This window comes from Bacillus cereus group sp. RP29, assembly GCF_040459765.1.
GTDB lineage: Bacteria > Bacillota > Bacilli > Bacillales > Bacillaceae_G > Bacillus_A > Bacillus_A paranthracis.
The window spans coordinates 2396045-2415846 of record NZ_JARVHN010000001.1 but is presented as its reverse complement, the minus strand read 5'-3'; the positions used below and the strand labels follow the sequence as shown (position 1 = coordinate 2415846).

Sequence of the window (19802 nt, the reverse complement as noted above, 5' to 3'; positions counted from 1 at the left end):
TGCATGTATTGATAAGTTAGTTTTCCCTAACAATTTCTTTAAGCTTTTCTATTATTTTCGCTATCGCTTCAATTGAATTCTCTGTTTCAAATTCCCCAACATTTACAGAATGATTTGCATTTTTGATAACATCAATCGTTAAATTCGTTTTATATAACTGCTTAACTTGATCTGCATTATATTGATGATCTTTATCCCCAATAACTAAAAGCCCTTCGTGACTACTATGTAAAATAGAATCAAAAATAGATTCAAAAGTTAGTAAAGGTGTAAGCACTATCATTTTTGACTGCGTGAATTCTTCTCTCTTCATTAAATCATTTGCAATCGGAATTGTTCCGAGTGACTTCCCTAAAAACATCGATTTGCTGTATTGTTCATTTTTCAACACTTCATTTATTACGGGATTAATATCATCCATCATTACTTTCGTTAGTTCTTCTATTGGTTTATTCATTACCTGTTCATCGTAAGAGTAATGAATATGTACAACATCAATTTTATGTTCAAGCATAAGCATCGTCGCGTAATAAAATAACGGCTTATCGTAATTATATCCTGAACCTGAGAACATAAAGCAAACCGTACTAGAACCTTTTTCGATATGTGTGTAACGAATTACTTTGTCATTTATATGTACCTCTTTTTTAGTCCCCTTCATCGTTTCTCCCTCCGAATACATTTACTTTTGTAGTACGATATGTTCTGTGTGAACTGATACATCCTTTACTTTCTCTTTTATAAATGCAGGCTGTAAGTTATATGTATGCAGTTCTTCTACTGGCACCCATCTAAACAAATACGTTCTACCCTCTTCTTCCAAAATATATTGATCCGCTCCATTTGCAGGTAATTCATGTAGCTCTACTTCATAATAAAAACTAATCTCATGAAACTTTCGCTCAGAAAGTGTAAAGAAATTTTCTACTGACCATATTAATCTTTTCCTTTTAATAGGAACACCTATCTCTTCCGCAAGCTCTCGTTTTAATGCATCTTCTCTATTTTCTAGCATTTTCACTCTACCGCCTGGTACGTACCAAAAATCTTCACTGTCACCTTGCAGAATAAGTATTTTATTATCATGTTTACAAATTGCTCCGCCGCGGTAGTTAAAACATGTTTTCTCAACTTTGAACGTAAGATCCACAACGATTGTCCCCTATACTTCATTTAAAAATCGCTATAAAACTATTATGTATGTATCGTACAAATAAGATTACTAAATTTTTCTAGTTCGTTCAATAATTTTCGAACTTTCCAAAAATTATACACATCATTTGTCATCACAAGTATAAATACATATGTCACAATTACTGCGCACACTTTGGAAGCAGTATGGGGGACGAATGCATCTATCTCTATCAATATACAAAATTGAAGAATCAAATAATTTTCAAGAAATCATTGTAAAAGATAAAGTGAAACATCAATAAGTGGAGTTTTTATCTTTTTCCTGTTGTTTTTAAATATAGTTAAGACATTATTAAAAAGACGCAAGGTCAACTTATGTGCTAATTAATTCTTTTTCTAGAAAAAGCGTCTTTTATTGCACTTGTTACTACATTTAGGAATAATAAAATAGCCATAACTGTCGTTAGTACATTAAATTGCTTTGTTTTATAAGGAGCGAACCATTCCGTAAAGAACTCTGAATTAACGAGACGATCCCCAACTCCTCCTTCCTTGAAGTTCGGTATCCACGAATTCATGTCAAGGATGATAAAAATTAGTTGCATAACGAAAAATGCTCCAATAGTTTTCAGCCAATTTCGTATTCGACTAGGACGCTCTTTTTTTAATTTCATTTAAACCATCCTCCTTTTAGAACTTGCTATTAAAGAGCCTTGTTCTGATAGATACGAATAGATAATATCCATGAAACCCCATAGCACCCCACTGCTATGACAGCAAATAAAAGAAATAATTTCAAATCTGAAATCTCTTTTAAAAAGGTCAGTACGCCATTAGCATATTTATTTAATAAATATGGAGTATTTTTCATTAAATATATAACTCCAATAGATAAAAATATAAAAACTGGTACAAGTGTTTTCACTTTAAATGCAACAAAAAATGGGATGTAAAATGCTGTTATCAGCATGACTGCCAAGAAGCCTAGTATGTAACTTTCTATGGAAAGTTGAAATTCCATGCTGTCTAAAATGAAATATTTTCCAACTAAACAAAATGGGATGATTACTATTGTAAAAAGTAAAGTTCCAACGTATTTTGAACTTATAATTTCCTTCCTAGTATACGGTAATGAGTTTACTAAAATATTAGCATTATCTTTATCATCAGATTGATATGTGTTAATTACAAAAACGGCACTACAAATGATTATGACATATGCTACATCCATGCCGGCCCACAAATAGGTAACTAGAAATAAGAGATAAGCAGGCAAGAAAGTTTTTTGTAAAATCAAATCCTTTTTAATTAAATTAAGCATCTTGAATCCCCCTTTTTCATGAAATACATAATATCCTCTAAACTCGGTTTTTCAATCACCACATCCTTATCAAATAAATTTTCGATAGAATGTGCATTTTCAATCAATCCCTCGAAACCTGTATTTGCCTTACGTACAGAAATAAATTCACGCTCAGTATCAAACTTTAACAAATCTAGTGGTCCTTTGACTAAAACATAATCCTCTGCAATGGCATAAATATCTTTTGTGAAAATATGCTTCCCATTTTGAATAAATGTAATATAATCGGCAATGCGGTCTAAATCCGTTGTAATATGTGATGAGAAAAAGATAGTTTTCTCTCCATCCTGCATAATATTTTGTAGAACATCCAATAATTCTCTTCTGAATACAGGATCAAGTCCAGATGTAGGTTCATCCATAATAATTAGTTCAGCATGATGTGAAAGGGCAATTGCGAGAGAGGCTTTCATTTTCATTCCTTTGGAGAATGTTTTCATTTTTTTGTTTAATGGTAATTCGAACAGCTCTTTATAATATGTAAATTGGTTAAAATCCCATTTTTTATAAGCAGGTGCAATAATTTTAGTAATTTCCTTTAATGTGAGTTCATCATAAAACACATTATCGTCATAAACGAAGCCAATTCTTTCTTTAATTCGTTTCGCATCAGTCGAATAGTTCATGCCAAATAAGGAGACGTTTCCACTATCCGGGTTTATTAGATTCATAATCATTTTAATTGTTGTAGATTTACCTGATCCATTTCCTCCAATAAAACCCGTAACAAATCCTTTTTTTACTTCCATCGAAAAATTGTTTATTTGAAACCCTTTAAAAGATTTACTGACATTTTGAAGTTCTATTACGTTTTCCAAGAGTTTTCCTCCTCGTATAAAATTGTAAGCATTTCTTTTAGCTCATTTAAAGAAACATCCATTTGCTTAGCATTTTGAATCGCTTCACATAACTTTTCTTCAACTGTTTTTAATTTTTCTTCTTTCATAGTTTCAATGTTTTGTTCTGCTACAAAGGACCCTCTTCCGACAATTGAATTAATAAAACCGTCTTTTTCCAGTTCTTCATATGCTCTTTTCGTTGTAATAATACTTACTCGTAAATCTTTTGCTAACTGACGCATTGAAGGAAGAGCATCTCCTTGTTTTAAATCACCTAGTAAAATAAGCTTTTTTATTTGGGCACTAATTTGTTCATAAATAGGTTCCTTTGAAGTGTTCGTAATAGTGATTTGCATGCAAATACCTCTTTTTGAAAATATTGTATATATACTTTATATACAATATATACTATCGTACATTGTAAATCAACAGAAAATTTCCAAAATATAGTCGCAAACACAATCTAATAATAAATGTAATTCATACAACTTATTTTTACGGGTCTTCCTCGTATTTGCTCGATTTTGAGGTGGATGTCTTACTGCTATCTAATACGGTATAAAGACTACGTTGTGTTTTACGGAGAAATTGGCACAGTTGGTATTGTGAAAGCAAAAGAGTTTGAAACAGAAGAACATTCTGAGGAAGTTGATATCAAGTTAGACTGGTATGAAGATGACGAGGAAGGATTGAAAAAGATGTTTCCTATGCTATGGGAAATGTATGGAGAAAAACCGATTGAGTGGTAGATTTATATACGAAAAACGCCTTGTTTCTTTATTAACAAGGCGTTTTTTCTTGATACTATGTTTAAATTGTTATCTTTCCACTCTCCCACCACACCATAAAAATCTTTAAAGAAGGCGCAACCCACGTTCTGCTATCATTTTCATGATTCCATACATATATATCATCTCTTTGCACGATTCCGTTCAAAATAGAATAACCAAACAAATCACCATTTCCGCCATCAGCAAAAAATAATAAACAGTCAAAAGGCATATATAAATCCTTGAAATCAACTATATTTCTCATATTTATATTTTCAGTTTTAATTTTTGAAGCAGACCATATAAAGTCCCCGTATTCACCTTCTACACCGTTTGTTTCCTGTAATAATTGATGTAAATCATTCGGCAACTCCACATGTAAACAGTTTTGTATATCAGTTAGTTCATCCGTCATAGCTGGTTGTTTCAAACTTAAGTTTGGTGAGATACTGTGAATGGTGTTTTTCCACATCACCTTTTCTCCTCCTTATGTGCAATCAAGTATATTCAAAGAGCTCATCTAAATTTATTGATACCACTTTTCTAACAACTCTTTCTCCCTCTCTCCTGAAATACCTGCTTTTAATTCCCATTCGTCCACACTCTTCATCCACTCATACACGTCTGTAACTGTATGTTCTAACCTTTTAAAAGTAAGCCCTTCTTTCACAGCACTATCTATACTAATAGAAAAACCACCTTTCCACGGCTTCGTTTCACCTTCTAATGAAAAAGTTTCTGGAATCCATAAAGGCATCTCTGTCCAAGGCTGCACATTATGTTCACTCATAAACGATTCGTCTACCCAAACGAATTCAGCATCACTATACGTAATCTTTTTACACGTATTTAATAGTTCTTCCATCGTCAAATCATAATTTGGACCTGTTACATTGAATATACCTGCATTTTTGTTTTCTGCCATGTTTAGTCCCCAATTTGCGACGTCTTTTATATCAACTATCTGCACTGGACGGTCTTTTCTTCCTGGAACTAATACCTTATCTCCTTTTGCTACACGCTGAATCCAATATGGAAGCCGATCTGTATAATCAAACATTCCTGAAAGAAGTCCTGCTCTTACGTGTAAAACACGCCGAGGCCAATACTTCTCTGCTTCTTTTTCACATAATACTTTCAGCGCACCGTAATACTCATAAGGAGATATTTCACCATTTTCTACAGCCTTTATTTGCTCACCCGTCGGTTCAGGTTGTAATATATAGTCTTCTTTTATATGATGCGGAATCCAATCTTTATATACGGAAAGGCTTGAGATGAATATATAGTGTTCAATATTATCTTTAAGTACTTCTCCAACATTTCTTATGTGATGTGGAGAAAATCCACATGTATCTATGACAACGTCCCATTTACGATTTTCTAAACTTGATACATCACCATTTCTGTCACCGATAAGCTGCTCCACTTCAGGAAAAATTTCTTTGTTTGTTCCGCGGTTAAATGATGTAACTTCATGCCCTCTCTGTAAAGCCTCTTCTACAAAAGCTCTCCCTAAAAAACGTGTACCACCTAGTATTAAAATTTTCATGGTTCTCCCCCATTCATCATTGAAAAATCCTTTCTTTTGTTAAACGAATTTCAGTCGTAAAAAGTTACGGTGGATTTGTTATTTAACTTTAATTCTAGAAACAAAAATAGAATCCATTTTGAAAAATCAATCAACATGGATTCTTAAATAAAAAGCAATTTTTTTGATGTATCTTAGTTTAATTGTTAACTCTGCACAATTTCCCCATCAACTAACTCAATAATTCTATTACACTTATTCGCTACTTCCATATCATGCGTTACAATAATAATTGTTCGTCCTTCTTCATTCAATTGTAATAGCAAATTCATAATTTCTTCTCCTGTTTTTCTATCTAAATTTCCGGTCGGTTCATCTGCCAATATTAATTCTGGTTCACCTACTAACGCTCTTGCAATTGCGACGCGCTGCTGTTGTCCACCTGATAGCTCGTCGGGTGTTTTATACATATGTTCTTTTAAACCTACTTTTTCTAAATAGAACTTCGCCTTATTTTCTCTTTCTCGTTGCTTTAGCTTTCTATATGTGAGTGGTAGCACTACATTATCCAGTACAGTATGTTCTTTTAACAATGCAAAATATTGAAAAATAAATCCGATCATTTCATTTCTTGTTTTATGAACTTTATTTGCTCTAATTTCAGTTAATGATTTTCCATTTAACGTATATTCACCCTCATTTGGCATATCAATTAACCCGATAACATTTAGTAATGTACTCTTCCCTGAGCCTGATCGCCCCATTACCGCTATAATTTCGCCCTTATATATCGTTAAATTTATACCGTTTAACGCGAACGTATTGTGATTCTTATTACTATACACCTTCTTAATATCTTTTAGTTCAATTAACCCCATTATTCCATCCCACCTATTAATGTTTTCGGTTCAAGCTTTCTAATAAACAAGAAGACAGTTACATTCGAGACAATGATAATCAATAATAAGAAAAGAAATACTAAAAACAATATAGGCATATCCAATTTAAAGTCTAATACCGTTGCTTCCTTTAAATCCTTCGACATTTGTAATAGAACCCCATACCTCCATGAAAAGTAAGCTATTGACATTCCTAAGCCAGTTATTGCTACAATAATGTTCTCTAAAACAATTTGAATAAACATACCAAATTTACTTTCGCCAAAAGCTATTTTTATACCAAATTCCCGCTTTCTCATCAAGATAGAAACAATGGTCGTTACTACAATTCCGACAATCGAGAATACAATGAATAAGATTCCTACTATAAGTTGAGGTATTTCAGAATAGCCGTTAAGAGTAACATCTTCATTTATTTCATCACCTAAACTTTTCAAATGAAACGTACCGCCGTTTCCTTTAAGTTGAATTGATTCTTCTAGTTTCTTTACATCTGCACCTTTTTGTAAATATAAAACTGTACTTTGATGCAGTCTTAAAAACATTGCTTCATATTTTTCAAATCTATCAAATGACATAGGCATTATCATTGCGTAATCCAACTTCAAATATGTGTTCGTCGTATTATTATTTACGATAAATTTATTTTCTGGCAAAAACCCTGTAATTGTATATTGATTATTAATTGTATCCCCAACTTGAAAATATTTCTTAAAGTAAGAACCCATTAAAACTTTTGTTTTTTCTTCACTATTTTTTTGAAAGTCATCATAGGAGAAACCTTCTTCAGGTTTTAAAGGTAAATGTAACATTTTATAGTAATTTTCATCTACAAAAATTGTTTTAATAGTAGGTCTTTCGTCGTGAAACGTTTTATGTTTCAAATCCGTAATCATACTGTTTTGAAATGTTCTATTACTTGACTCTATTTCAATAACTCGCTCCTCGTATGTACCATACGAAATCACATCTTTATTTTGATGAATTGTATTATAAACCGCTTGAATTTTCTCTTTATTAAATTGATTGCTTTGTAATCTATCTGTCGTCATTTCAAAAGTAACTAAATATGTTTTATCCCCATTTAATACCGAGCTGGATTTATCGTTTAGGTAGTTTAAATTATAAAACACATTAATTGAACTCGTTATAGTTGCTAATCCAAATGTAATCTGTATTAGAAGAAGTACGGAAAATAGAAACCTCTTTTTTAATGCTATGAACGCACTTTTTATTCTCATCGTTTTTACTCCTTTAATGCTTTAGCAGGTTCACTTTTAAGCACATATACAAATGGTATTACAGAGAGAATGAAAGCTATAGTAAGTGAAAGAAATACACACATTACAATATGAGTAGACTGTAAACTAATATTATAGCTTGTAAACTCTATAATATTTTCACTCAAAATGCTAAAAATCCATTGTATGCATATTGCACAGGCTGATGCAGTGATTGCACATAAAAATAATTGACTAAATATAAAAATAAAAAGATTTACATTACTTGCTCCCAAAGCTTTCCTTAACGACAAACTTTTTTTCTTCGTATAAATCCAATAATAACTTACTATTATACTGGTAATGAAAGCTATACATAAAAGCCTATATGGAAAACTGAGTAACTCTTCTACGGCTTCACTTGAGTTTTTTTCCTTCTCATAGTTCTCTTTTTCACTAATTACTTTGGCATTTATATCTTTATTGTTCTGTTTCATATGCTGTATGAAAGTTTCTATTTCCTTGATAGGGTTTTCGTTAGAACGAACAATCATTTGGAATGTATTATCTTTTTGTATCATCTGTTTCACTTCATCTGGCATGTCATTTAGAGAGACGTAAATTTTAATATTATACTCATATCCAGTATTTTCTCCAGCTACGCCTTTAACTGTATATTCCTTATTAAATAATTTTATTGTTTCCATATCCTTATAAATTTTCTTCCCCACTATTACACTATTTTTTTCATCTTGTCCTATCTGAGAACCTTTTAGCAAAGGTGGAGACCAATTTTTATTAAGGAGACCATTCATTATTACGTGGCCGATATCCGGAATAGTAATACGAATATCATTTGTAATAACACTAGCGTTTTTAAAATCAGATTCTACTAACATCTGAAATTGTTCGAAATTAATTTCCCCCATATTAGTAAGTTGAACAGAATAGTAATAATTAAAATAACCATTTTTGCTATCATAAAATTTCTCATCATAATAATCTCGCGTCGACATTGCGATCAGGATTGGCCATATTGTCAATACAAATCCAATAAATAACATAATGAATATTGTTTTGTTCACCACTATTTCTTTTAATACTAGATTCATATATCCTCCTCATTTTAAAAACCGTGAAAAAGGTATTTATCCTTTTTCACGGTTTTTGTTGATTTTTATTTAATTACCATTTCCTTAGAAGTGTACGCACTATCCCCTACCATTATCCATTCATGACCCGAATAACCTCTGGTCACCGGTCCTTTGGATGCAACGCTAACGTTTATACGATCTGACGTTTTAGCATCATACAATGCTAACTCTTTAGAAGTCCCATCATCAAAGCTAGCTCTTACAGTCATCTTGTAAAAATGAGGTTCGTTCTTTTTCGCAGTATAGGCAGTTGCCTTAGCTTTTGCTCCGCTTCCTGTCCACGTTGCGTCATTATCCCAACTAATCGAAGCAAATGAAACGGAAGAAACCATGCCTAATAAAGAAGCAGTTAATCCTGTAACAGCTAAAGTTTTTTGAAGTAGGCTTTTCATATATTCTTAATCTCCCTTTTTAAAATATTCACTTAAATATTTAAGTATTTTTAGGCCTTGTCCTCATTATACATAAAAAAAATAATCGAATATCGATAAAACCTAATATTTACATTTACTAACGCAATTCTTACATTCCCCTGAACTTTCCGTCATAAAACAAAAAGATGGTATGAAACTCCAATTCACACCATCTTTTTGCTACCATTATTGATTTGATCGTATACAAGGAAGAATATATTTCACAATCAATTCCCATCTATCCCGTGCATTCGGCATAGCTTCAGAAGCCATTACTACAACCAATTCCTTCTCTGGAATACAACAAATCATATTCCCACCGTCACCCATAGCACAGTATGAAAAGATTCCATCTTCTTCTCGTAACCACCATAAGTAACCATATTGATTTGTGTTCATTTCTGTTGATTCTTTTATCCATGATGTTGATAGAATTTGTTTTCCATTATGAGTACCTTCATTCAAATACAGCTGTCCAAACTTAGCCATATCTTTAACTGTTAACGTTAGTCCCCAGCCGCCTGTCGAAATACCATTTGGATCATGAACCCATCCTTTTACATCTTTTCCGAATAAGTCATCAAATCCAAACGCTTTCATATTGTAGTTTGGAATTTCTCTCATGTCGAGTGGCTGAAATAGCTGTTCATTCGCAAATTCACGCGCGCTTTTTCCTGTTACGCTCGTAATAATTGCTGATAGTACATGCGCTCCTGCAGATGAATATTTAAAAGCCCCAATGTTTCCGCCTTTTCCTATCCTATCTAACGTATACTGTATCCAATCTTGTTGCGTACATAATTCTTCTAACGGTTCCTGCCAGTCTACGAAAGGATATGGAGCTGTCATAGTAAGGAGATGCCGCACTGTTATTTCAGATGAATTACAATTATATTCTGGGAAAAATTCTATTACTCTTTGATCAACGCTTTTTATATAGCCTTTATCTATACATATCCCAATTAGCGCAGAGATTATCGTTTTTGTAACTGACGCTACATGAAATGTATCATTTGGTCCGTAATCGTTATAATATTTTTCAAAAATAATATTACCTTTCTGCACTACTAACATACCATTCATATTTTTATATTCTTCTTTTATAATCTGATCTAACTTTTCAGCAGTTTTCATTATTCCTTCCCCTTTAACCTATAATTAAAAAGGTTCGATAGGTACATATATATCAACTATATGTTTATGCTTTGGATGCTGCTTTGGATCATTTCTATATACTTCAAAAGGATATGAGTCTCTCGGTTTATATCCGCTATTTGGCAGCCACTCACCATATATAAAGTCCCATGCTCTTTTATATTCATCTTGGAATATTTCAAAATGTCCTACTGCATACTTGCCTGAAGGTATTACCATTATTCCAATGTCGTTCGTTTCTATTGCAGATTCACCTGGAATTGTTATACATAAACTTGTTCTTAAATGATTGTCCTCCGTAAATTCATGATGATCGTGGTAAATGGTTAATACTTTCGTATCCTCAAATACATGATAGTTTTGCTTGGTTGCGTATTGAAATAGTTTCTCTATCATTTTCGGAAAAGCTATAGTTAACTCGTCATATGTACCGATATGCCTTATGTATGCGACGTTTATATTGTCTACTGTTACAATTTCAACATTCCCTCGAACCTTCTTACATTCATTGTATTGAGAAGTTCTTCTTACGTCTTTGCAATTCTTGCTATTATAGTTTCGATATTGAGACGGACTTACTCCGTAATAATTTTTAAATGTACGGGAGAAAACTGCCGAATCTGTGAAACCAAAATGGTAAGCGATGTCAGTAATCGTCATATCCGAACGGTATGTAAGAAGGTTTGTTGCCCTTTCCAGTTTCAATCGGTTTACATACCGAGATAATGGTTCATCTACTATCCCTTTAAAAATTCTATGAAAATGATACTTTGAAAATCCTGCTACATCGGCTAGCTCTTCAATAGATAGTGAACTATCGATGTTGGATTCTATATAATCTTGAACCTTATGTATCCGTCTTACATACTCATTTCTACTTTGTTTACTCTCCATACTTCTAGCTCCTCACAACAAAAAGGCTAACTTTTCGCTAGCCTACTTTTACACATGTTTCAAAAATAAAACTCTACTCCCGCCGTTCCCATCATAATTTGTATGTACCGATACACCCTCTACCTCATCATCCCCATCCTCAATTCGAAAACCGATTTCTTGATGAAACTGTATCGATTTTTTATTAACTGGTGACGTAATTGCTTTTACAACTTTACGATTATTTGCACGTGCGACATCAAAGAAATACGAATACAATGTCGATGCAATTCCTCTTCTTCTATACTTCGGATTTACCCCGATAAAATGAACGTACGCTTCCTCTTTATGCGTTTGCGAAAAGAATCCGCATAAGAAACCTAACGTTTCGCCATCTTCTTCAATGATAAAACTCGTTTCTTGAAAGTGAACGAAAAACAATTTTGGCAACATAGCAGCCATGTCTCTCCCGCCCCACCAATCATTTAAAACAGAATGAATCTTTACATAATCTTCCCCTTGGATGTTTCTTACTCGCATACGTTTCTCCCTCTCACTCACTTCATTTTTTCATAAATTTTAATGACTGTTTCTACTAAAAGGATAAATACCCATATCCCGCAAAATACAAGAACTGACTGAAATATAGAACCTAACATAACAATACTTATTAAACCTAATTCCGATCCCGAAATAGATATTTCATCAAACCCAAGATTATGTATAAATGGACCAGTTGAAAAAGCCATAAAAATAGATCCTATTAAATAAATCACACTCATTATTTTTAATATTTTTATAGAAAGATATGAAGTTTGTTTTTCTTCCACTTGTGATAATTCGATTTCCCCACTCGCAATTCCTTTTTGCAAACAGTCTTCACATAAAAATTCTTCCTTAATTTTTTTACCACCGTGCAATGTACCTGTTATTTCTTTACAGCGCGAACACTTTCGATTTATCATTTTGTTATCACTCCAATCTATTAAGATTGTACTTATATAATTCTAACCTTACCTTATTATTCCTTTTATGTATTTTATAGAGAGGTGACGTGTTTTATGATATCTAAACTTACTTTTGGTTATAAAAAGCCTACTGAGCAATATGTATTACGCCCTAGTTGTTATGCAATTATTTTTAACTCAACTTCTTCAAACATTGCTATTATCCAAAAAGGAGACCGTTATTTTTTACCTGGTGGCGGTATGGAAGGTACCGAAACAAAAGATGAATGCTTACATCGTGAACTACTAGAGGAATTAGGATGGGCAATTGAAATTAATCAATATATCGGTAATGCAATGCGATATTTTTATGCGGAAAAAGAAGATACTTATTATTTAAACGATGGGTTCTTTTATATTGCGAACATGGTGCAGAAACGAACTGGAAACTGTGAGGAGGATCATGTTTTAAGGTGGATGTCTCCATTACATGCTATAGAATATTTACTTCATGATCATCAAAAATGGGCTGTTGAACAAGCGCTTTTATTACGAAACAAAAAAGGATCTCCTTCTATATGAAAGAGATCCTTTTTACTGTTAGCTTACCTTTTTCAAATTGAGAGCTGGCTTTTTGATTCCACCTTTTTTTACAACATATAGACCCACAAAGATAATAAGTCCGCCAACCAGTTGCATCATATTGATTTGCTCTCCTATTGTTACTGCCGCAAAAATAACTGCGAACAACGGTACAAGATACATATAAACCATTACTTTCGTTGAGCCTATTTGACTAATACCGACATACCACATTGCAAGTCCGAAGATGGTCGCAAAGACAATTGAATATGCTAGTGATCCCCAGCTTGGCGTATCTACTGGCCACGTTAATGTATTTACGTTGAATAAACAATATATAACGAGAGGTACAATTCCAATTAAAGTAGACCAAGATGTGACTCTCATTGCGGAGTATTTTGTAATAAGAGGTTGTGCTAATATTGGATACCATCCCCAAGCAATTGCTGCGACTAATCCAATTACATTTCCAAGCCACGCATACTCGTAAGTAGCTCCTCCTGTATGTCCTGTTAATAAAACGAATGCTGCACCAATAAACGCTACTATTGAACCAATTTGTACTTTCATCGAAAAACGTTCTTGTTTGTGTAATACTGCTAATATCCCTGTAAATATAGGTGACATCGCAATTAATAATGAGGCGTTCGTTGCTGAAGTATATTTCACAGATAGCATAAACATCGTTTGATACATTGTCGTTCCAACGATGCCGACTGCTACTAATCGTAGCCAATCTTTTCTTTCAATACGTAATGAGCGTTCCATCATAAAAGTAATAAGTAATAATACCGGTGATGCTACTAAAAATCGTAAACTATTAAATTGAATGGATGACATAAATGCCACACCATACTTTCCTATTGTATAATTTGCTCCCCATACTAATGCAACTGATACTAGGAGCCATTCCATTTGCCATCGTTTCATCCGAATCTCCCCTTCCCTATTTAGCATAGTAAAATTGGCTGGATAAAACACCGTCCAATTGGCTGTTTTTTTACCCAGCCAATTTGCTATACTGGATGTATATAAGAGATACGGAGGCGTTTTTTATGGAATGGAAGCTAGATAGTGACAGTAAAATCCCTATTTATCAGCAAGTTGTTGACTTTATTGAAAAACGTATTACATACGGAGAACTTCCTCCAGGTAGCTTCCTACCTTCCGAACGGAAATTAGCTACGCAGTTAAATGTAAACCGAAGTACAGTAACGACTGCTTATAATGAACTACGTGCTATGGGAATTGTAGAAAGTACGACTGGTAAAGGAACACGTGTGAGTACACATATGTGGGGCGTTTCTCCAACATTAACGCCGAACTGGAGAAATTTCGTAGAAGGCGGTACGTTCTTACCAAACTTGCCGTTACTTCGCCATATTCGGGCAGAAGTACAACAAAATGAAAACATTATTGATTTTGCAAACGGAGAACTCGGTTGTAATCTCTATCCTCACGATCAACTACAAACGATTTTACGGGAACAACCGTTAACACATTCATTAAGTTACGATCATCCGCAAGGCTATCTCCCGCTTAGACAAGCGGTAGTAAAATATATGAAAGAACATTTAAAAGTTGAAGCGACTGAGCAATCCATAATGATTACATCTGGTGCACAGCAAGCACTTCACCTTATCGTACAATGTTTATTAAACCCAGGTGATGCTGTCGCTTTCGAAAGTCCATCACACTGTTATTCCTTACCGTTATTCCAATCAGCAGGTATTCGTATTTTCCCATTACCTGTCGATGAACACGGTATTAATCCGGATGATGTGCAAGAGCTATATAGAAAGCATCGTATTAAAATGATCTTTTTAAATCCAAATTTCCAAAATCCTACGGGCACAATGCTGCATCCAAACCGTAGAAAAAAACTATTATCGCTTTGTGCAGACTTACGAATTGCGATTGTTGAAGATGATCCGTCTAGTTTACTTACGTTAGAAAAGAAACAACCTTGCCCCACTTTGAAATCGATTGATGAAAATGGAACTGTCATTTACGTGCATTCTTTATCAAAAATGATTGCACCAGGATTACGAGTTGGTTGGCTTGTCGCTCCGCAGTCTGTAGTAGAAAGGTTATCCGATGCAAGACACCAAATGGAATTAGGGATGAGCATTTTCCCGCAGTGGCTTATGCAGCAGTTTTTTGAAACCGTACCATTTCAGTCTCATATCGTACCGTTACGAAAACAACTAGCAGAAAAAAGAGACGTTATCGTCCGCGCTCTAAACGAGCAACTTCACGATAAAATCTCTTTTTCAAATCCGACCGGTGGTATATACATATGGGGGAAATTAAAAGAACCGATCAACGAAAAACAACTCATTATGCAAAGCTTAAAACAAGAAATTGCTTTTATGCCTGGTAGTATTTTCGGCGCGAAAGATGGTTATATACGTTTATCTTATGGAAAAGTGGATATTGATCAAATTGAGGAAGGTATTTCTCGCTTGCGTGAGGCTATTTTGGTTTGTGAAAAGTAACTTTAGATACAAACCCTCGTTTGACAAAACCTAAATCTACCATTATCATCAACACGAACCTAGTTATAGGAGTGATACCAATGAAAATCTATGTTGATGCAGATGCTTGCCCTGTAAAAGATGTAATTATTTTTGAAGCTACGAAGGCAGAAATTCCTGTTACCCTCGTTACAAGCTTTTCTCATTATTCTAATGCAGAGCAACCAAAAGGCGTGGAAACAATTTATGTTGATTCTGGAGCAGATGCTGCGGATTACCGAATTATGCAGTTAGCCCAAAAAGAAGATTTAATCATAACACAAGATTACGGTCTTGCTTCGCTTGCTTTAGCAAAAGGTTGTATCGTACTACACCATAAAGGCTATAAGTATACGAATGATAACATTGAACAATTGTTACAAACACGATATTTAAGTGCAATGGTTCGAAAAAGTGGTAAACGTACAAAGGGACCGAAACCATTTACAGCAGAAGATAAAGAAAAATTTAGAGCACTCTTTAAAAGTTTTATCGCACGTTAAAAATGAACCGTCTATTTGCAAGAAAAACTTCGTAAAATAAAGAAGAGAATATCCAAATGAACATTCTCTTCTTGGGGTTTACCCGTTTAAAATGAAGGTAAATTATCTAAGTTATTTTCTTTTATTCCATCAGGTTCGCTACGTATAATATCTCTGCCATACTTATGAAATACGTCCACATGAGCTAACTTCCCTGATTTTGCTTCACTAAGAGCAGTCATATAATCTAACTCTCTCCCGCTACTTGTTTTAAAAGCAATTAAATCCCCATCATCATTTTTACGAACTGCAACTATTTGTTCTGCTCCTGTATTAACTTCATGGTCTACTTCGAATTGAGCTTGTTCTTCTCCTTGATATAAATAATCATTATACACTTTTTCAAAATCTTTTTTGTCCATTAAACTCACCTCCAACACATTTTATTAGTATGGTTGGGAGGTGCTGGTTTTATGTAATTTCCTTTTAGCAAAATGGATTTTTAATACCTACGCAAATCCTTCAAAGTTTCCAAAATATCATCTGTAAAGGCTGTACTACCCTCTGTCTCTAAAACTCTAAAATATAAACTTCTTAAGAAAGCTCTAATATTTTGTACTAAAATATCATACTGAGGATGCGGGATGTCTTCAACAATTGCTATACTATGTAACCAGTTGCTCCACTCTTCTTCTGTTAAAAGATTTTGATTACGTAACGACATAATTGGCGTTACTAATCTCTCATCCTCAAAGTGTATGTAAACATAGTCATTTAGGCGAACTTTCTGACGAACAGCTGCAAGAATCGCATATGAAAACTCACGATTTTGTATTGTACGTGCTAACGCATCGAGCGCATCTGCTGCATGTGCAGTAGAGTGTGCCCATCCTTTTCCTTCTACATAACCTCTTACATCTTCTTCTAAATATACATATTCCAGCACTTGTTCTGCTACGCTGTATAGTTGTTCTTCTGATAACAACGGTTCTCTTTCATGAACAGATAAAATAAGTGGTGGAATTAATACAGAGAATGCACGTTTAAAAACAGAGTCTGTTCCCTTTTCACCAATTTTATAAAATAAATAATCAGGACTAATTGCTTGTAGCATTAATCCCCGTAATTCTTTTTGTCTAAATACATCATTTGTAATCCATGTGTGAAGCGTACTATAAATTAAATCATCACGTAATTCAGCATCAGGTGATCCGATATAATCTAGCATCCACTGCGCATATGGATATGCATCTACGTCTTCTGGTACAGCATAATTATTATTTTTAATTTGTAGTAGTTCTTCTTTTAGTTCTAGTACTTCATTCATTATATTTTTTCTCCCCTTTTTGCGTTTCTTATTGCCTTATCCCCCGTTTTTCACTTTCTAAAGCTAATATAATTATACGAGAATTATAACTATTAATAAAAGGCTATACATATACTTTTGATTGTGTATTACATTCGCTCTTGAAATATAAGTTCTGGATTTGCTAAATCACTATTCCGAAATACAACATCCGCACACTCTTTCGGATTATGCTCATCCATATACATCTTACAGGCCGCATGATACCTGCTCAAAAACATCTTCTCTGCTTCTTCATAACTTCCAAAAGCTTCAGTTTCCCGCTTAGCACCACGTTTTCTCGCAATCTCAAAATCTGTATCTACAAAAATTTTGTAATCAAATAAATGCTCAACGTCTTTTTTTAATAGAAATGTTCCATCTACTATGAGTACCATATTGGTTTGAGCCATTAACGGCTCATTATGTACAGGAATATCCGTTTTTAAATTATGAGAGATCGTTTCATACTGTAAATTCCCATTAGGTCCTAAAGGTTTTAATAGTCTTTCTTTGAAAGCTGTATAATCGTGTGCGTCTTCATAATACCCTCTTGCAGATTCTTTACCTTGTGTATAACGAATCACTTTTGGGTTATGAAAATCGTCAATGCTAGCGCGCGTTACTGGTAACCCTCGTTTTTTTATTTCTTCCGCTACTTCGTTTGCAAATGTTGTTTTTCCTGATGCTGTAATACCGCTTACTCCAACTCTTGTTGGATGCGTTACATTTAACGTTAAAATATGATTAGCAATTTCTTTTATACTTTGTTTTCGGTTCATGATATTTCTCCCTTCATTTAGTTTACATAATAAAATTATAATTAACTTTTATGTCACTATTTGTCGGTAAGTCGATATCCTTTGTCGAATCGTTGATATATTATGATTGACTTACTTTCCCTTAAACCCTCGATATAAAGCAGTCCGTAATTCTTGTTTGTATTCTTCAATTTCTGGCATATCGAGCTCTTCTGCCAGCCTTATAGCTAATTCAATATCGTACGGTACACGTACAAGCTGGATGGAAAAACTTGCTGCTTCTTTTTTATTGTAAGTTCCTTCGAATATTAAATAAGAAGCTTGTGTAATTTCAAGCGGATTTCCTACGCTACCAGCGTTACATAACGTTTTCCCTCTGAAATTTTGAACGAACGCTTGGTGAACATCACCGTAGCAAACGACATCTGGTTTCTTTTCTCCTTCTATATTCTCCGTAAGCTCACTGTTTTCGAACATACTAATACGCTCTTCTCTTGAAGCGTGTGGTTGTATTCTTTCATATAAACTTCTCGGTGAAGCGTGAAACATTCGAATGAGTTTTCCACTCATATAAAACTCGATTGAAAATGGCAAGCTTCTTAAATAGTCATTTTGTTCTTCCGATAGTTGTTTTTGATACCATTTTAATGCTTCAAATTCAGTCGGCTTTGTAATAAAATCATCCCAGTTTCCCATTACGACTACTTCACATTCTTTACGAATGATTTCAATTACTTCGCTAGAATGAGGACCTTTCCCTACTAAATCTCCAAGACAAATTATGCGTTTGATTCCTCTCAATTTAATGTCTTGTAGCACAGATTCTAAAGCCGGAATATTACCATGTATATCTGAAATTACTGCTATTTTGTCCATATGAATTCCTCCTTTATTTATTAAATTCACTTGATTGATACCATTTGGGAATATAGAATGAAAATTGATTATGACCTTCTAAAATTTGGTTCAATCTTCCCTTCATATCATCTACTAAATGCGGCGTGCTTCGGTTTGTCCAAACGATATCCGCTGGGAATGTCATTGCTGCATATAATGAGTACAGTTTCCAAAAATGAAGTGATGGTTCCCCTCCGCAATAACCATGGACTTGTCCAACCGCAAATGGTTTGCTTATTCTTGTAGTAAAAATCGCTACGTTATAAAAATCGTGTATAGGATCGCCAAAATCATATCCACCAAAATCGATAACGATAAATTCCTTATTATGAATCATACTATTTGCTGGATGGAAGTCATCGTGTAAAAATGTGATTGGACGATTTTTTAATAAGTCTTTATGATTTTCTACAAAGGTTAATACTGGCTTCAAATCTATAAAATTCACTTCGTAATTTGCTAATGCCTCTATGTATCTTTCGTATTTATTCCATCTAGATGTTTTCCATTTATTACTTGCACTTTCTTTTTCTATCGAGTGAATCCTCTTTAATACTTCTCCTGCTTTTCTTCCTGCATGATACTGTTCTTCCGCCGATAGCTTCCTTAAACCTTCTTGACCATTTACACCTTGGACCCATTCAAATACTTGAACACATTTATTTAATTCCTCAAGTTTTATGAAATGAATTAACTTCGGCGTTGGAATATGTAATAACTCTAATTGTTTCATATACGTATATTCTTCTTGTTTACGTTCAAAATAAACAGCATCACATACTTTTACAAAATATGTTACTCTATTTTCTAATTTTATTTTATATTTCTCTTCATGTGAGAAACCTTTTGAAATAGCTGTACACTTTATAATACGAGGCCATTCTAGTTTTCTCTCTATCTCTCTAAGTATTTCTTCCAAAG

The 19802-nt window shown here is 33.8% G+C and carries 27 protein-coding genes; 5 read left to right on the top strand and 22 right to left on the bottom strand.

Annotated elements, in window-relative coordinates; genetic code table 11:
- Window positions 1-16 precede the first annotated feature (16 nt).
- The gene (locus tag QCI47_RS12810) at window positions 17-661 is read right to left on the bottom strand and encodes an alpha/beta family hydrolase (protein ID WP_000679149.1); all 645 of its coding nucleotides are present in this window, start codon (window positions 659-661) and stop codon (window positions 17-19) included.
- A 21-nt stretch (window positions 662-682) separates the two neighbouring features.
- Window positions 683-1150: an NUDIX hydrolase gene (locus QCI47_RS12805; RefSeq protein ID WP_000366261.1), complete on the bottom strand. Its 468-nt coding sequence runs from the start codon at window positions 1148-1150 to the stop codon at window positions 683-685.
- 154 nt (window positions 1151-1304) lie between these two features.
- Between QCI47_RS12805 and QCI47_RS12800 the strand changes: the two genes are divergently transcribed.
- Entirely contained in the window at window positions 1305-1436 is a 132-nt protein-coding gene (locus QCI47_RS12800; protein WP_001992524.1) for a hypothetical protein, read from the top strand.
- Window positions 1437-1514: 78 nt separating this feature from the next.
- Here QCI47_RS12800 and QCI47_RS12795 read toward each other — a convergent pair whose 3' ends face one another.
- Genes QCI47_RS12795 through QCI47_RS12780 form a run of 4 tightly spaced genes read right to left on the bottom strand, consistent with a single transcriptional unit; the run spans window position 1515 to window position 3692 of the window.
- Window positions 1515-1808 carry a YfzA family protein gene (locus tag QCI47_RS12795; RefSeq protein ID WP_076868711.1) on the bottom strand — a complete coding sequence of 98 codons (294 nt, stop codon included), beginning with the start codon at window positions 1806-1808 and terminating at the stop codon, window positions 1515-1517.
- A 29-nt stretch (window positions 1809-1837) separates the two neighbouring features.
- Entirely contained in the window at window positions 1838-2455 is a 618-nt protein-coding gene (locus tag QCI47_RS12790) for an ABC-2 transporter permease (protein ID WP_000933347.1), read from the bottom strand.
- Complete coding sequence (locus QCI47_RS12785) at window positions 2443-3315, bottom strand: ABC transporter ATP-binding protein (RefSeq protein ID WP_000432461.1); 873 nt, start codon at window positions 3313-3315, stop codon at window positions 2443-2445. Before QCI47_RS12785 ends, QCI47_RS12790 begins: the two co-directional genes overlap by 13 nt.
- A complete protein-coding gene (locus QCI47_RS12780; protein ID WP_001167463.1) occupies window positions 3303-3692 on the bottom strand; it encodes a GntR family transcriptional regulator in 390 nt (129 codons plus the stop codon). Before QCI47_RS12780 ends, QCI47_RS12785 begins: the two co-directional genes overlap by 13 nt.
- Window positions 3693-3887: 195 nt before the next feature.
- Here QCI47_RS12780 and QCI47_RS12775 point away from each other — a divergent pair, with 195 nt between their 5' ends.
- The gene (locus QCI47_RS12775) at window positions 3888-4085 is read left to right on the top strand and encodes a hypothetical protein (protein WP_061130390.1); all 198 of its coding nucleotides are present in this window, start codon (window positions 3888-3890) and stop codon (window positions 4083-4085) included.
- A 61-nt stretch (window positions 4086-4146) separates the two neighbouring features.
- On the opposite strand, the gene QCI47_RS12770 is transcribed toward QCI47_RS12775, so the two are convergent.
- The 10 genes from QCI47_RS12770 to QCI47_RS12725 form a co-directional block, all read right to left on the bottom strand.
- Window positions 4147-4578: an SMI1/KNR4 family protein gene (locus QCI47_RS12770; RefSeq protein ID WP_000265813.1), complete on the bottom strand. Its 432-nt coding sequence runs from the start codon at window positions 4576-4578 to the stop codon at window positions 4147-4149.
- Window positions 4579-4632: 54 nt separating this feature from the next.
- Window positions 4633-5658 carry an SDR family oxidoreductase gene (locus QCI47_RS12765; RefSeq protein ID WP_062921118.1) on the bottom strand — a complete coding sequence of 342 codons (1026 nt, stop codon included), beginning with the start codon at window positions 5656-5658 and terminating at the stop codon, window positions 4633-4635.
- Window positions 5659-5843: 185 nt separating this feature from the next.
- Window positions 5844-6515 carry an ABC transporter ATP-binding protein gene (locus QCI47_RS12760; protein WP_000522868.1) on the bottom strand — a complete coding sequence of 224 codons (672 nt, stop codon included), beginning with the start codon at window positions 6513-6515 and terminating at the stop codon, window positions 5844-5846.
- The gene (locus QCI47_RS12755) at window positions 6515-7777 is read right to left on the bottom strand and encodes an ABC transporter permease (protein WP_309423207.1); all 1263 of its coding nucleotides are present in this window, start codon (window positions 7775-7777) and stop codon (window positions 6515-6517) included. Before QCI47_RS12755 ends, QCI47_RS12760 begins: the two co-directional genes overlap by 1 nt.
- Before the next feature lie 5 nt (window positions 7778-7782).
- The gene (locus QCI47_RS12750; RefSeq protein WP_001055054.1) at window positions 7783-8868 is read right to left on the bottom strand and encodes an FtsX-like permease family protein; all 1086 of its coding nucleotides are present in this window, start codon (window positions 8866-8868) and stop codon (window positions 7783-7785) included.
- Between the two features lie 65 nt (window positions 8869-8933).
- A complete protein-coding gene (locus QCI47_RS12745) occupies window positions 8934-9302 on the bottom strand; it encodes a hypothetical protein (RefSeq protein ID WP_000838690.1) in 369 nt (122 codons plus the stop codon).
- Between the two features lie 207 nt (window positions 9303-9509).
- Window positions 9510-10457, bottom strand: a complete 948-nt coding sequence (locus tag QCI47_RS12740) for a serine hydrolase domain-containing protein (protein WP_309423208.1) — start codon at window positions 10455-10457, stop codon at window positions 9510-9512.
- Between the two features lie 24 nt (window positions 10458-10481).
- Window positions 10482-11372 (bottom strand): AraC family transcriptional regulator, encoded by an 891-nt coding sequence (locus tag QCI47_RS12735; protein WP_309423209.1) that lies wholly within the window; start codon window positions 11370-11372, stop codon window positions 10482-10484.
- A 48-nt stretch (window positions 11373-11420) separates the two neighbouring features.
- Window positions 11421-11891 (bottom strand): GNAT family N-acetyltransferase, encoded by a 471-nt coding sequence (locus QCI47_RS12730; protein WP_074543700.1) that lies wholly within the window; start codon window positions 11889-11891, stop codon window positions 11421-11423.
- Between the two features lie 17 nt (window positions 11892-11908).
- On the bottom strand, window positions 11909-12316 hold the full coding sequence (locus QCI47_RS12725; RefSeq protein WP_074543699.1) for a DUF3980 domain-containing protein: 408 nt from the start codon (window positions 12314-12316) through the stop codon (window positions 11909-11911).
- A 96-nt stretch (window positions 12317-12412) separates the two neighbouring features.
- On the opposite strand from QCI47_RS12725, the gene QCI47_RS12720 reads away from it, so the two are divergent.
- Window positions 12413-12880, top strand: coding sequence for an NUDIX hydrolase (locus tag QCI47_RS12720; protein ID WP_000624032.1), 468 nt, complete (start codon window positions 12413-12415; stop codon window positions 12878-12880).
- A gap of 18 nt (window positions 12881-12898) precedes the next feature.
- Here QCI47_RS12720 and QCI47_RS12715 read toward each other — a convergent pair whose 3' ends face one another.
- A complete protein-coding gene (locus tag QCI47_RS12715; protein WP_061130680.1) occupies window positions 12899-13810 on the bottom strand; it encodes a DMT family transporter in 912 nt (303 codons plus the stop codon).
- A 125-nt stretch (window positions 13811-13935) separates the two neighbouring features.
- Here QCI47_RS12715 and pdxR point away from each other — a divergent pair, with 125 nt between their 5' ends.
- Window positions 13936-15378, top strand: a complete 1443-nt coding sequence (gene pdxR, locus QCI47_RS12710) for a MocR-like pyridoxine biosynthesis transcription factor PdxR (RefSeq protein WP_061130679.1) — start codon at window positions 13936-13938, stop codon at window positions 15376-15378.
- A gap of 80 nt (window positions 15379-15458) precedes the next feature.
- Window positions 15459-15899, top strand: coding sequence for a YaiI/YqxD family protein (locus tag QCI47_RS12705; protein ID WP_000708750.1), 441 nt, complete (start codon window positions 15459-15461; stop codon window positions 15897-15899).
- A gap of 86 nt (window positions 15900-15985) precedes the next feature.
- Here the strand turns inward: QCI47_RS12705 and QCI47_RS12700 are convergent, their stop codons facing one another.
- From QCI47_RS12700 to QCI47_RS12680, 5 genes are all read right to left on the bottom strand, one after another.
- A complete protein-coding gene (locus tag QCI47_RS12700) occupies window positions 15986-16300 on the bottom strand; it encodes a DUF3892 domain-containing protein (protein ID WP_000358184.1) in 315 nt (104 codons plus the stop codon).
- An 80-nt stretch (window positions 16301-16380) separates the two neighbouring features.
- Window positions 16381-17205: a DUF2785 domain-containing protein gene (locus tag QCI47_RS12695; RefSeq protein ID WP_001006678.1), complete on the bottom strand. Its 825-nt coding sequence runs from the start codon at window positions 17203-17205 to the stop codon at window positions 16381-16383.
- 128 nt (window positions 17206-17333) lie between these two features.
- Window positions 17334-18005 (bottom strand): nucleoside/nucleotide kinase family protein, encoded by a 672-nt coding sequence (locus QCI47_RS12690; protein ID WP_061130677.1) that lies wholly within the window; start codon window positions 18003-18005, stop codon window positions 17334-17336.
- Window positions 18006-18116: 111 nt separating this feature from the next.
- On the bottom strand, window positions 18117-18860 hold the full coding sequence (locus QCI47_RS12685) for a metallophosphoesterase family protein (protein WP_309423211.1): 744 nt from the start codon (window positions 18858-18860) through the stop codon (window positions 18117-18119).
- Window positions 18861-18873: 13 nt separating this feature from the next.
- Window positions 18874-19800 (bottom strand): aminoglycoside phosphotransferase family protein, encoded by a 927-nt coding sequence (locus QCI47_RS12680; RefSeq protein WP_309423212.1) that lies wholly within the window; start codon window positions 19798-19800, stop codon window positions 18874-18876.
- Window positions 19801-19802 lie beyond the last annotated feature (2 nt).

Coding starts and splice junctions, on each gene's coding strand:
- QCI47_RS12800 (WP_001992524.1), top strand. CDS start 1,305: ATGTCACAATTACTGCGCACACTTTGGAAGCAGTATGGGGGACGAATG.
- QCI47_RS12700 (WP_000358184.1), bottom strand. CDS start 16,300: ATGGACAAAAAAGATTTTGAAAAAGTGTATAATGATTATTTATATCAA.
- QCI47_RS12810 (WP_000679149.1), bottom strand. CDS start 661: ATGAAGGGGACTAAAAAAGAGGTACATATAAATGACAAAGTAATTCGT.
- QCI47_RS12695 (WP_001006678.1), bottom strand. CDS start 17,205: ATGAATGAAGTACTAGAACTAAAAGAAGAACTACTACAAATTAAAAAT.
- QCI47_RS12745 (WP_000838690.1), bottom strand. CDS start 9,302: ATGAAAAGCCTACTTCAAAAAACTTTAGCTGTTACAGGATTAACTGCT.
- QCI47_RS12705 (WP_000708750.1), top strand. CDS start 15,459: ATGAAAATCTATGTTGATGCAGATGCTTGCCCTGTAAAAGATGTAATT.
- QCI47_RS12795 (WP_076868711.1), bottom strand. CDS start 1,808: ATGAAATTAAAAAAAGAGCGTCCTAGTCGAATACGAAATTGGCTGAAA.
- QCI47_RS12715 (WP_061130680.1), bottom strand. CDS start 13,810: ATGAAACGATGGCAAATGGAATGGCTCCTAGTATCAGTTGCATTAGTA.
- QCI47_RS12685 (WP_309423211.1), bottom strand. CDS start 18,860: ATGGACAAAATAGCAGTAATTTCAGATATACATGGTAATATTCCGGCT.
- QCI47_RS12730 (WP_074543700.1), bottom strand. CDS start 11,891: ATGCGAGTAAGAAACATCCAAGGGGAAGATTATGTAAAGATTCATTCT.
- QCI47_RS12770 (WP_000265813.1), bottom strand. CDS start 4,578: ATGTGGAAAAACACCATTCACAGTATCTCACCAAACTTAAGTTTGAAA.
- QCI47_RS12735 (WP_309423209.1), bottom strand. CDS start 11,372: ATGGAGAGTAAACAAAGTAGAAATGAGTATGTAAGACGGATACATAAG.
- QCI47_RS12765 (WP_062921118.1), bottom strand. CDS start 5,658: ATGAAAATTTTAATACTAGGTGGTACACGTTTTTTAGGGAGAGCTTTT.
- QCI47_RS12690 (WP_061130677.1), bottom strand. CDS start 18,005: ATGAACCGAAAACAAAGTATAAAAGAAATTGCTAATCATATTTTAACG.
- QCI47_RS12740 (WP_309423208.1), bottom strand. CDS start 10,457: ATGAAAACTGCTGAAAAGTTAGATCAGATTATAAAAGAAGAATATAAA.
- QCI47_RS12720 (WP_000624032.1), top strand. CDS start 12,413: ATGATATCTAAACTTACTTTTGGTTATAAAAAGCCTACTGAGCAATAT.
- QCI47_RS12725 (WP_074543699.1), bottom strand. CDS start 12,316: ATGATAAATCGAAAGTGTTCGCGCTGTAAAGAAATAACAGGTACATTG.
- QCI47_RS12780 (WP_001167463.1), bottom strand. CDS start 3,692: ATGCAAATCACTATTACGAACACTTCAAAGGAACCTATTTATGAACAA.
- QCI47_RS12760 (WP_000522868.1), bottom strand. CDS start 6,515: ATGGGGTTAATTGAACTAAAAGATATTAAGAAGGTGTATAGTAATAAG.
- QCI47_RS12750 (WP_001055054.1), bottom strand. CDS start 8,868: ATGAATCTAGTATTAAAAGAAATAGTGGTGAACAAAACAATATTCATT.
- QCI47_RS12790 (WP_000933347.1), bottom strand. CDS start 2,455: ATGCTTAATTTAATTAAAAAGGATTTGATTTTACAAAAAACTTTCTTG.
- pdxR (WP_061130679.1), top strand. CDS start 13,936: ATGGAATGGAAGCTAGATAGTGACAGTAAAATCCCTATTTATCAGCAA.
- QCI47_RS12755 (WP_309423207.1), bottom strand. CDS start 7,777: ATGAGAATAAAAAGTGCGTTCATAGCATTAAAAAAGAGGTTTCTATTT.